Source organism: Chryseomicrobium palamuruense, assembly GCF_042649045.1.
Classification (GTDB): Bacteria; Bacillota; Bacilli; order Bacillales_A; family Planococcaceae; genus Chryseomicrobium; species Chryseomicrobium palamuruense.
Genome location: NZ_JBHSEF010000011.1, coordinates 335,337 through 346,471, shown reverse-complemented (window position 1 = coordinate 346,471; position 11,135 = coordinate 335,337). Strand labels below are relative to the sequence as shown.

Annotated in this window: 11 protein-coding genes; 3 read left to right on the top strand and 8 right to left on the bottom strand. The window is 42.2% G+C overall.

The window, feature by feature from the left end; all coding sequences use genetic code 11:
* Positions 1-103: 103 nt before the first annotated feature.
* On the bottom strand, positions 104-562 hold the full coding sequence (locus ACFO0S_RS06260; protein WP_378140954.1) for a YkvA family protein: 459 nt from the start codon (positions 560-562) through the stop codon (positions 104-106).
* Positions 563-659: 97 nt separating this feature from the next.
* Between ACFO0S_RS06260 and ACFO0S_RS06255 the strand changes: the two genes are divergently transcribed.
* On the top strand, positions 660-1,328 hold the full coding sequence (locus ACFO0S_RS06255) for a hypothetical protein (RefSeq protein WP_378140953.1): 669 nt from the start codon (positions 660-662) through the stop codon (positions 1,326-1,328).
* A 40-nt stretch (positions 1,329-1,368) separates the two neighbouring features.
* Here the strand turns inward: ACFO0S_RS06255 and ACFO0S_RS06250 are convergent, their stop codons facing one another.
* On the bottom strand, positions 1,369-1,569 hold the full coding sequence (locus ACFO0S_RS06250; RefSeq protein WP_378140952.1) for a cold-shock protein: 201 nt from the start codon (positions 1,567-1,569) through the stop codon (positions 1,369-1,371).
* A gap of 191 nt (positions 1,570-1,760) precedes the next feature.
* The gene (locus ACFO0S_RS06245; RefSeq protein WP_378140951.1) at positions 1,761-2,042 is read right to left on the bottom strand and encodes a DUF1033 family protein; all 282 of its coding nucleotides are present in this window, start codon (positions 2,040-2,042) and stop codon (positions 1,761-1,763) included.
* Between the two features lie 158 nt (positions 2,043-2,200).
* Here ACFO0S_RS06245 and ACFO0S_RS06240 point away from each other — a divergent pair, with 158 nt between their 5' ends.
* Together ACFO0S_RS06240 and ACFO0S_RS06235 are read left to right on the top strand one after the other, a co-directional pair.
* Positions 2,201-2,869, top strand: coding sequence for a 5-bromo-4-chloroindolyl phosphate hydrolysis family protein (locus ACFO0S_RS06240; RefSeq protein ID WP_378140950.1), 669 nt, complete (start codon positions 2,201-2,203; stop codon positions 2,867-2,869).
* Positions 2,838-4,004 carry a toxic anion resistance protein gene (locus tag ACFO0S_RS06235; protein ID WP_378140949.1) on the top strand — a complete coding sequence of 389 codons (1,167 nt, stop codon included), beginning with the start codon at positions 2,838-2,840 and terminating at the stop codon, positions 4,002-4,004. The genes ACFO0S_RS06240 and ACFO0S_RS06235 overlap by 32 nt, the downstream gene beginning before the upstream one ends.
* 29 nt (positions 4,005-4,033) lie before the next feature.
* On the opposite strand, the gene ACFO0S_RS06230 is transcribed toward ACFO0S_RS06235, so the two are convergent.
* The 5 genes from ACFO0S_RS06230 to ACFO0S_RS06210 are packed head-to-tail and all read right to left on the bottom strand — an operon-like array spanning position 4,034 to position 11,093.
* Positions 4,034-5,881: a vWA domain-containing protein gene (locus ACFO0S_RS06230; RefSeq protein WP_378140948.1), complete on the bottom strand. Its 1,848-nt coding sequence runs from the start codon at positions 5,879-5,881 to the stop codon at positions 4,034-4,036.
* The gene (locus tag ACFO0S_RS06225; RefSeq protein WP_378140947.1) at positions 5,881-6,741 is read right to left on the bottom strand and encodes an ATP-binding protein; all 861 of its coding nucleotides are present in this window, start codon (positions 6,739-6,741) and stop codon (positions 5,881-5,883) included. Before ACFO0S_RS06225 ends, ACFO0S_RS06230 begins: the two co-directional genes overlap by 1 nt.
* A gap of 41 nt (positions 6,742-6,782) precedes the next feature.
* Positions 6,783-6,980, bottom strand: a complete 198-nt coding sequence (locus tag ACFO0S_RS06220; protein WP_378140946.1) for a DUF6501 family protein — start codon at positions 6,978-6,980, stop codon at positions 6,783-6,785.
* 56 nt (positions 6,981-7,036) lie between these two features.
* On the bottom strand, positions 7,037-8,284 hold the full coding sequence (gene odhB / locus ACFO0S_RS06215) for a 2-oxoglutarate dehydrogenase complex dihydrolipoyllysine-residue succinyltransferase (protein WP_378140945.1): 1,248 nt from the start codon (positions 8,282-8,284) through the stop codon (positions 7,037-7,039).
* 22 nt (positions 8,285-8,306) lie between these two features.
* A complete protein-coding gene (locus ACFO0S_RS06210) occupies positions 8,307-11,093 on the bottom strand; it encodes a 2-oxoglutarate dehydrogenase E1 component (protein WP_378140944.1) in 2,787 nt (928 codons plus the stop codon).
* Positions 11,094-11,135 lie beyond the last annotated feature (42 nt).

Sequence of the window (11,135 nt, the reverse complement as noted above, 5' to 3'; positions counted from 1 at the left end):
AGGGGATTTTTTTGTCCATAGCTGAAAGCTCTCAGGAACCCCCTGCATTGCAGGGGGTATTCAGATTACAATAACAAAACACACATCCGAGGATGTGTGTTTTTTACATAGGGCTTCGTTTCATGAACTGTCCGATCAATGATTTGGTTGGTAGTTTTCCTAAGATGGATTCTCCAGTTGCCGTAAGTCGCTTGAGCGTACCCATCAGCTCATCGTCTCCTGCCCAGTGCTCTTCAATCACTTCAGGAGTTAATCGATTGACGAGGAGATTTAACACAAATGTAGCAATCAATAAATCGTCCACAAACCCTCCTGGCCCTGCTAACAGTTCAGGTAAGAAATCAACGGGTGCTATGAAATATGCAATTCCGCTTCCGAGTAATGCTTTGCTTTTAAAATCAATCCGAGGATCTGTAAACGATTTGACCATTAAATGAAAGATGTCGGGTGCAAATAATAAATAGGAAGTTACTTTGGTCATTCCTTTTTTTTGAAAGTATGTCGTGATAGACTTACGTAAACGCTCATAAAAATCGAGCTGCTGCTCACTGGTGTAGTCCATGGTGAATCCCTCCCTTTTCATTAGTATACCAATTCTTTAGCAATTTGAAACTTTCAGCTCTATCAGCCGTCTATAACAAAAAGGAGGACTCACCAAGATGAAAAAATGGAGTCTGCTCATCGTCCTACTGCTATCAGCCTGCCAATTAGAAACGGAAGAAACCCGACAACCGGTAGAGCCTAGTACACCTGTAACGGAAGAACAGCAACCAGATACGAACGAACCTTCTACTCCTGCGGAGGAAGAAACTGTCGTGGACCTTCATGATTATTTCTTACCGAATCAATCATCAGCTCAATTTGAAGGAATGGGAAATGAATACGCGACCTTCACACTAAAAACGCAACATCTCTATGAAGATTATGTCGGGACTTATGAAGACAATGGTGGGACGGTCATGCAACGCATCTACCGAATCGAAGATGAGCGTATCGTCATGATTTTAGAGGAAGCGGAGGCCTACGATGCGGACTTCCCTCCCCTTAGCGAGCTCGAGGCATTGCCCGAAATAGAGACGTATCTTTCTCTCCCCATTGAAGAAGGCACTGAATTCAATGGGTGGACCATTACAGCAATTGACCAAACTATCGACACCCCTCTCCAAACATTTGATCACGTCTTTGTCCTATCTCAAGAAGGGGCAGACCAAAGTGTGGTCGAACGCTATTTTGCCGAAGGGTTTGGGGAAATTAAACGTGTATTTCGAATGCCAGGTGGTGAAGGAGAAGAATATGAAGTCACCTCCACCATTGCAAGCTTAGAGTAAAAAGAAGCCGCCCCGAATAAAGGGCGGCTTCTTTTGTTCATTATAGTTTTGAAACGTTTGCCGCTTGTGGGCCACGGTTTCCTTCGACTACTTCAAATTCAACAGCTTGGCCTTCGTCTAGAGACTTAAAGCCATCTCCGTTGATTGCTGAGAAGTGAACGAATACATCGTTTTCGCCTTCTACTTCGATGAATCCGAAGCCTTTTTCAGCATTAAACCATTTTACTGTACCTTGTTTCATGTGAACAACCTCCAAATTAATAATCGATATGTGAAAACAAAAAATTCACATATCCGATATAGTACCGATGAGTTCACATCGATCACTACATAGGATATGTGAATAGCATTTCGGTTTTCACTTATTACTTGTTAAACAAAATTATAGCAGTTCCTAAACGAAATTCAACCGTTAAATTCTGAATCCCGTTATTATTCTGCAAACTCTTTTATGAGTAGTAGGCCGTGATAGAGTTGAAGATTATCTTCACAGTCCTCACAGTAGCAGACTTCCTGTACGTCCCAGAACGCATAGGCGCCATTTTTTTCTTTGGAGTATTGATAATGTGCACGAAATTCACTTACTTTATGTAATAAAAAGTCCTGTGCTTTGTCTTCCTCTTCAAATGTCCAACGGTCTAGAATCTTGGTTTGCCATCCATCGAATTGATACCAGGGTTCATAGTCCGCTTTCATATAAATAACATGATACACGAAGATTCTACCCCCTTCCTCATCCCATTATGCAAAATCAGCGCGGTGCTGTCGACTAAACTGCTTGCAATTCACTCTATAAATACTGATACTTAGGCTAGGAAGTGAAACTTTTTTCCTTACAAAACGTATGTACTAGTAGTGAAAAGAGGTGCCCTATGAACAGTAAATATTCAACGATACGCCATATGCTTAATATTCCAATCAGTGGATCCTCTCTCCTATTGTTATTAATTCCACTTGACGCAGGGCTAGCTATCAGTTCGGCAGTTGCAGCTGGAACGTATCTCGCATCTAACTATTCTATTAAAGGTGTCCAGCGTTATCAAATCGTCAAAAAACACGGTCTAACCTGGACCGAACTGCAGCATATTGAGAAACAGATCGAAGAAGCTCAATCTAAAATTCGTCAATTGAATCAATTCTATACACGGGTGCGGTCCTTCCGCTCCATCAAGCAACTGATCGACATGAACCGTGCTGCAAAACGCGTCGTTCAACTTGTGAAAGAAGAACCGAAACGTTTCTATCTCGTCGAAGCCTTCTTTTATTCTCACCTTGACAGTGCACTTGAAATCACGAAGAAATATGCACTGCTTGCCCAGCAACCCAATAAAAACGCTCATACGAAAGTAGCACTAATGGACGCAAGAGAAATGATGGATGAAGTGAACGGCTTATTACAACAAGATGTAAATGATGTGATACGCCAAGATTTGGATCAACTTCATCTAGAACTAGATTACGCAAAAAAATTAACCAACCGATTACCTGCCCCGAAAGGAGATCAACCAAATGACACAAAATCAAACGAATCATCAAACTGATTACTTGCTCGACGAACTGCTCATGGAGCCAGTCCAGCAACCGAGTGTTCAATCGAAAGAAGCCGTTCCGGTTAAGCTTATGGAACGTCTGACAGATGAAGAGCAATCAAAAGCAAAACAACTTGCTACACAAATCCCAATTGGTGATTATGAATCCATCCTCACTTATGGTGCCACAGCTCAGAACGAGTTGACAAAGTTCTCGCACCAAATGCTTGATCATGTACAGAAAAAAGATATCGGGCCTGTAGGGGACATCCTCGGTGATCTGATGAAAAAGTTAAATGAAATCAATCCAGAAGACTTGAATCAACGGGAGAAAAAAGGGATCCGGAAGTTGTTCTCGAAGATGAACCGTTCCCTTCAAGAAGTCATGACGCGTTATCAAAAGCTCAGCACACAAGTCGACCGTATCGGAATCCAGCTCGAACATTCTAAGCGCGGACTGATTGAAGATGTACGCATGCTCGATAAACTTTATGACCAAAACAAAAATTACTTTAAGGCTCTAAACATCTACATCGCTGCTGCAGAACTTAAACGCGATGAAATCGTTTCGGCCGTGATTCCGGAACTGAAACGAAAAGCGGAGCAGTCGAATGATCAGATGGCTTTTCAAGAAGTGCATGATATGACACAGTTTGTCGACCGCTTAGAAAAACGCATCTATGACCTTCAGTTGTCACGTCAAATCACAATCCAGAGTGCTCCACAAATTCGGATGATTCAACAAACGAACCAGACACTTGCTGAGAAGATTCAGTCTTCCATTATGACGTCGATTCCCCTGTGGAAAAATCAGATTGCGATTGCTTTAACGTTAAATCGTCAACAAAAGGCGGTCTCTGCACAACGACAAGTGACGGCAACGACGAATGATTTGTTGTTGAAGAATTCAGAGATGTTGAAGGTCAACAGTATTGAGACTGCGAAGGAAAATGAACGAGGTATCGTGGAAATCGATACACTGAAAACGACACAAGAAAACCTTCTTCAAACAATTGAAGAAACTCTACAAATCCAAGCTGACGGCCGTATGAAGCGAAAAGCAGCAGAACTCGAAATCGCTCGAATGGAAGATGAACTAAAAAACCGTCTCCTTCAAATACAAGAACGTTCTGAAAATCGAATGTAATACGAAAACCCCGCTGAAAAAGCGGGGTTTTACAATTGTTTCACTAAGTGGTCGAGCATTCTTTTAAGAAGTCTTCTCGCTTCGGATGTGAATTGATCAAGTGAGTGAGTCGCAGCTGTTTTCCTTCCAAAAATAATGCGGAAGAGTTGAAACTGCTCCTCCGTCACCTGGACTTCGGATAGAAAGAGATGCAGAAATGCAATGTGTTGTTTTTCAAGCCACTGGACGGCTTCAGCTGTATCCACTATTCCCTTCTCTCGGTAATCAAATGCAGAAGGTTCTCCGTCAGAAAAATAGATGAGAAACTTTTGCTTTTCTGGCCGTGCGAGTAAACTCTCCCCTGCTACTCTCAGTGCATAACCATCGCGGTTATCTTCGTGAGCTTCTAATGCGTAGATTGCATGGGCAGCATCCCCCTTGTCATTATACGAATGGACAATTTCAAAGTAGTTGGGCTGATACGTATCTATTGCATCATAGGCATCCTCATAATGTTGCACAATCATGTGGGGAATGGATAACTCCCGTAAGACATCATGCAAATAGAGCACGGCTTCTTTTGTCTCCTCTAACTTATCCTGCATCGAAGCTGAGCCATCAATCAGCAAATAGAAGACTGCGTCCAGCTCTTTGCTTTCTTGGCCTTTACGGTAAAAGATACGAGGACGCTCTTCAGTAAAGAACGGAAGTAAGTTTTTTTGCAGACGTCCTTTCGACAAATTACTGAAGCGTTCAGTTTGTTTTCTAGCCATTTCTTTTTTAAAGAGCTCCGTCAGCTGCTTCACATAGGGTTGTTGCTCATACCGAACAGTGGCAATTCTAGTAGTTGCAAACTTCTTATCAATAACGACCTCTCTCTCTATTTTCTTCACAAATTGATGAATCCCTATGGCGTGCGATTGATTACCTATTGTTAGGTCATAGACTTCTCGAGAGGAAGAAGTATCCTTTCCAAGTCCAATTGAAGCAGGAGCATGACCTTCCTCTCCTTCTTCTGTCGGATGATTCGGATCCGCAAGCTCACTATCACGACCATGTTCAATCTCAAAACGAAGATGAAGTCCCTTTTCGTCCTCCGATTGTTGGTGCCAAGTCGGTAGTGTATCTGAAACAGATTCCTTATCCCCTTCAGCACCTGCTTCCCCTTGTTTCATACCTTTGTGATAAGTAAATGTCTTAAAGTGCGCATAAGCCCCTGTTATATGCTGAAAATGAGCTTGTGTGGCATCTTTTTTGATGAATTCCGTGCTGCGATCCAACAGTCCAAGTACAAACTCTTTCGAGTCCTGCGTTGACTGTAGCACACGTGGTTGATTAACATACGAGATAATAGGTTCAAACGATTCATTGTGCGGTAGATGTAGTGTGCCTTGGTAGAATGCAATGGCCATATAATATACGAATGCGTCCCCATCAAACGACCGTTTGAAGTAATTCATATATTGTTGCAAATAATAAGGTATAACGGTTTCATGACGTTGGCGAAACCATTTGCGTGTTCCTTTACGCTTCGACAGAATCAAATTTGTGTAACGGACCTCTTCCACAAGGAACAAGAGCTGTTTGGCAAGTTCCGAGTGAGACGTTCCTTGCGTATCGTCTTTCATCTCCTGATAAGCAGAAAACGCGAAGTATGGAAAGAAACCTTGTGTTAGGAGAAGAACATCTGTCACTCTACCTGCATGACTCACCGCTTCCGGTCGATGACGCCAGAAGACACTAACAGCAAGTTCAGGTGCTTCCGTGTTTAGTTCTAAGAGTTGGCGTTCACTCAGTTCGACAAGAGAGGAATTCATCCATGCTTGTGCAAGTCGCTCAAAGTGTAACAGTTCTCTAGCATCAACCAGTTCATTATTAAACCGAATAAATTTTTCCATTATTCTTCAATCCACGTTTGAACGAGTTCATAGACCAATTCTTTTTCTTGAGTATCTGACATTTTTTCAACAAGCCCATACCGGTAGGCACGGAGAAGTGGCATGTGAAACGATAGATCTGCTACATCAAATAGGGAACGAATAGAAGCCGCCTCATCAGCCAATCTTCCTTGCTCTGCAAGAATACGTAACTCCTTCGTAATAGAGAGGATTGAGGTTTTTGTAGATTCGTCGATAGAAGGATAGATAGACACCAAAAGATGCTCTAGCTCTTTTCCTTCGATATATGGAATTGAAAATGAGACGAACCGGTCCTTCAATGCTTCGTTAAGCGGTGTGGTGCCCATATACCCTTCATTGATTGCTGCAATGACACCGAAATGGGGATGGGCTTTAATCACTTCTCCCGTAAATGGGTTGGTGAGCATACGACGATAATCTAACAATCCGTGTAGGATAGGGAGTGTTTCCGCTTTCGCCATATTGATTTCATCGATGTAGAGCAGATGCCCTTTTTTCATTGCCTGAACAACGGGACCTTCTACAAATTCAATGACGGCACGCCCTTCTTTTTGAACAATCGTTTTGAATCCAAGTAGAGCCTCAGCATCCAGATCCACAGATGTATTAATACTTTGCATTGGTTGTCCGAAGGTATGGCTAAGTGTTTCTGCGAGTTTTGTCTTTCCAGCACCTGCGGGTCCTTTTAATAAAATAGGCTTCCCCAGTGTCAAAGCAATCTCGATATCCTGCATGAGATAAGAAGAAGGACTGCGATACCCGCCTTCGCGAATAAGTGTTGCATCTTCACCGTAGTTTCGTGATGCTCTTTCTTGTTGGGTCTTGTTAATCCGTTCCATGTTCCGCCTCCCCTATAAAAAAACCGATGGAATCCCATCGGTCATTCAAAATAATCTTTATAATAACCGCCAATTTTTCCGGTATTGTCTATGACAAATACAAATTCGTCTGTTTCGTTTTTAACTTCATATTGTTTTCCTTCAGTTAGTACATTGCTAACCAAAAACTTTTCGGCATTTGTGTGTTTGCATGTCACTGTACGAAGTGTTGGCTTTTCAGCCCAATCTAAATGTTTCATCAGTGCGCTCCCTTTCTGTTGAAAAAAAGACCCTGCAAGCGCAGGATCTATTTCGCTTATGAGTTTAATAATAGGTCTTCTGGATTTTCAAGAAGTTCTTTGACTGTCTTTAAGAAGCCAACGGAATCTTTCCCATCAATTACGCGGTGATCATAAGATAATGCAATATACATCATTGGACGAATCTCCACATTTTCACCTACAGCGATTGGACGTTTTTGAATCGTGTGCATTCCTAAGATACCTACTTGTGTACCGTTAAGGATTGGTGTGGACATAAGTGAACCGAATACCCCACCGTTCGTGATTGTGAATGATCCACCTGACATATCAGCAAGTGTCAATTTATTATCACGTGCTTTGGTAGCAAGCTCACCGATGTTAGCCTCGATTTCTGCAAAGTTTTTACGGTCAGCATCACGTACGATTGGAACCACAAGTCCACCTTCAGTAGATACAGCAATACCGATATCGAAGAAATTATTCTTCACGATATATTCGCCATCAAGTTGAGAGTTCACATACGGGTACTTTTTAAGAGCTGCAACAACAGCTTTAGTGAAGAACGACATAAAACCAAGTCGCACATCGTTTTGCTCAAAGAACTGGTCTTTTTTGCGTGAACGAAGCGCCATTACATTTGTCATATCGATTTCATTAAATGTTGTTAACATCGCCGTATTCTGTTTCACTTCAAGTAAACGGCTAGCAATCGTCTGTCGACGACGTGACATTTTTTCACGAGTCGTACGGCCATCGTCTTCTTTTGCTTCTGACTTTGCAGGAGCCTGAGCAGTTTGAGGTGCAGCAGCTTTAGAACCATGTGCAGCAACGTCTTGTACGCGTACACGTCCCATAGGATCTACTGGAGAAATGTCGCTTAAGTTGATGCCTTTTTCACGAGCTAATTTACGTGCAGCTGGAGAAGCAATCGTACGGTCAGATGACTCTTCTTGTTTTGATGATTCTTCTTTTGTTTCTTTAGCAGGCTCTTCTTGTTTTGCTGGAGCTGCTTCTTCTTTCTTTTCGGATGCTTCTTCTTTCGGAGCACTTGCAGATCCCGAACCTTCACCAGCACCTACTTTTGCGATGACTTGACCAACTTGCACCGTGTCACCTTCAGCTGCTAGTAGCTCTTGAACTACACCTGCTTCTTCTGAAATGACTTCAACGTTGACTTTGTCTGTTTCAAGTTCAACAATGAATTCACCTTTTTCGACTGTGTCACCTGGTTGTTTCAACCATTGTGCAATGGTACCTTCTGTAATGGATTCTGCTAATTCTGGTACGATAATATCTGCCACGTTAATTTCCTCCTTGGACGATTTAGTTATTTTCAACTACTTCATTAATGATGCGTGCTTGTTCTATTTTGTATGCCTCTCCGTCACCTTCTGCGGGACTAGAACGGTGAGTACGACCACTGTACGTGATTTCTAAACCTTTTCCAAGCTCTAATAGATATGGAAGGGCAAAATGCCATGAACCCATGTTTTGTGGTTCTTCTTGCGCCCAAACGAGCTTCTTCACATTCGGATAACGCTTGATGATCGCCTCGATTTTCTCGGTTGGGAATGGATATAGTTGTTCCACGCGGACAATGTGAAGGTGGTCGTATCCTTCTCCAGAATCGATTTTATCTGAAAGATCTACCGCTAGTTTTCCACTTGCGAAGACGATTTTCGTCACTGCATCTTCATTTTTTCCAAGAGCCGGCTCTTCAATAATTGTTTCAAATTTGCCACTTGTCAACTCCGCAACATCTGCTCCAACTTTTGGATGACGAAGTAAAGATTTTGGTGAGACGATAATCAATGGGCGAATCGCTTCATCATGTAACATCGCTGCTTGACGACGCAAGATATGGAAGTAGTTCGCTGCACTAGATAAGTTCGCCACCGTCCAGTTATTTTCAGCAGCTAATTGTAAGTACCGTTCAACGCGCGCACTCGTATGTTCTGGTCCTTGTCCTTCAGCAGCATGCGGAAGTAACATTACAAGACCTGATTTTAGTCCCCATTTCGCACGTGCTGCACTGATAAAGTTATCAAACATCACTTGCGCCATATTGGCAAAGTCCCCATATTGCGCTTCCCAAATAGTTAAGGAATTTTGATCCTCTAAATTATATCCGAATTCATAGCCTAAAATAGCGGCTTCCGTAAGTGGACTGTTGTGAACTACGAATGAAGCTTTCGCATTTTGAATATGGTGAATCGGAACAAGTTCGTTCCCATTAGTTTCATCATGTAAAACTAAGTGTCTATGTGAGAATGTACCGCGTTGTGCATCTTGCCCAGTTAAACGCACCGATTGGCCATCTTGAAGGATGGTTGCAAACGCAAGTGTTTCCGCATGACCCCAGTCAATCTTTCCTTTACCTACAAATGGTTCTTCACGGCGTTTTAAAATACGTGCGAGTTTCTTAAATGGTGTGAAGTCTTCAGGCCAAGAAAGAAGATCTTCATTAATTTTGCGTAGACGGTCTTCTTCAACACCAGATTCAAGTTCAGGCATACCATTCAATACAGCGTCAGGAATAATGATGTCATTTGCTTTTGATTCTTCCAGTTCCTTCACACGGTCATACGCTGCTTGCATTTCAGCAAACGTATCAGTATCAAGTGTCGTGACATCTTCGTCAGATAGGATCGATACACTTGCAAGATTTTTTCCGTAAAGTTCACGAACGGTTGGATGTTTGTGGACCATTTTATACATTTCTGGATTTGTCACCATTGGTTCATCCATTTCGTTATGTCCATAACGACGATATCCAATCAAATCGATGACGATATCTTTGTGGAACTTTTGACGATAAGCAAATGCAAGCTCTGCTACACGAATGACCGCTTCTGGCTCATCTGCATTCACATGTATAACAGGTACTTCATATCCTTTTGCTGGATCGCTTGAGTACAGCGTGGAGCGCGAATCAAAGTATTCGGTTGTAAATCCAATCATGTTGTTTGCAATTATATGGATGGAACCACCTGTTTGGTATCCTGGAACACGACTATAGTTCAACATTTCCGTCACAACACCTTGACCTGGGAATGCCGCATCTCCGTGAACAAGAACAGCAAACGCAGTAGAAGGATCTTGTTTAGGGAACCCAGCCTCATTTGTTGTTTCTTGTGCAGCACGAACTTGTCCAGTAACCACAGGACTGACCACTTCCAAATGAGAAGGATTGTATGCAAGTTTTACTATCAAACCTGATGCCGAACGATAGGTCGCTCCGTTGTGATACTTCACATCGCCATACCAACCCTTGGACAACTCAAGTGAGCCATCTGTAGGCAAAAAGGAGTCATTAGGAACATGTGCAAAATCAGCAAACATCATTTCATATGGTTTATTTAAGATATGCGTCAAAACATTGAGTCGACCGCGGTGAGCCATCCCGATATTGATCTGTTTTATTTTCACTGCATTCGCTTTTTCCACAAGAGAATCGAAGAGTATCACTAAACTATCGAGTCCTTCAATTGAAAAACGTTTTGCACCCACAAATGTACGATGGATAAATTTCTCAAATCCTTCAACATGTGTCAGACGCGATAAAATCTCTTTCTTCTTTTCAGTAGAAAGTTCATCTTGAGGGGAAGCTTCAATTGTACGTTGCAACCATTCTCTTTCTTCACGCGTGATGACATGAGCAAATTCATAAGCTGTCTTTTTTGTATAAACCTCTTTTAAATGCTGAATAGCTTGTGCCCCATTTTGAATATGAGCAGGTGCATTTTGGACAAGCAAATATACAGGTACCTTTTCTAGGTCCTGTTCAGAAAGTCCATAAAATTCAAGAGAAATGCGCTCTGTCTTCTTTGGGCGATCATTTAATGGGTAAATATCTGCAGCCTCATGGCCATGTGTACGAATAGCATCTGCGAGCTGAATCGCTTTTAGAGCTGTATCCATTAAGGAATCATCCACTTGTACACTTGGTGTTAAACCAGTCGATTGAACTGGAGCTCCATATTTCTTAAATAGCTCACAAAGTTCTGGATCGACATTTTCGGGCGTTTCTAAATATAAGTCATATTGTTCCATCACATACCCTAAGTTCGGACCCGAAAAAGCCGACCAAGGTGCGTTTGTTTTCGACATGTGACAACCTCCAACTGTTGTTCCTATCAGTAGTGTATATAT

Coding starts and splice junctions, on each gene's coding strand:
- ACFO0S_RS06260 (WP_378140954.1), bottom strand. CDS start 562: ATGGACTACACCAGTGAGCAGCAGCTCGATTTTTATGAGCGTTTACGT.
- ACFO0S_RS06255 (WP_378140953.1), top strand. CDS start 660: ATGAAAAAATGGAGTCTGCTCATCGTCCTACTGCTATCAGCCTGCCAA.
- ACFO0S_RS06250 (WP_378140952.1), bottom strand. CDS start 1,569: ATGAAACAAGGTACAGTAAAATGGTTTAATGCTGAAAAAGGCTTCGGA.
- ACFO0S_RS06240 (WP_378140950.1), top strand. CDS start 2,201: ATGAACAGTAAATATTCAACGATACGCCATATGCTTAATATTCCAATC.
- ACFO0S_RS06235 (WP_378140949.1), top strand. CDS start 2,838: ATGACACAAAATCAAACGAATCATCAAACTGATTACTTGCTCGACGAA.
- ACFO0S_RS06230 (WP_378140948.1), bottom strand. CDS start 5,881: ATGGAAAAATTTATTCGGTTTAATAATGAACTGGTTGATGCTAGAGAA.
- ACFO0S_RS06225 (WP_378140947.1), bottom strand. CDS start 6,741: ATGGAACGGATTAACAAGACCCAACAAGAAAGAGCATCACGAAACTAC.
- ACFO0S_RS06220 (WP_378140946.1), bottom strand. CDS start 6,980: ATGAAACATTTAGATTGGGCTGAAAAGCCAACACTTCGTACAGTGACA.
- ACFO0S_RS06210 (WP_378140944.1), bottom strand. CDS start 11,093: ATGTCGAAAACAAACGCACCTTGGTCGGCTTTTTCGGGTCCGAACTTA.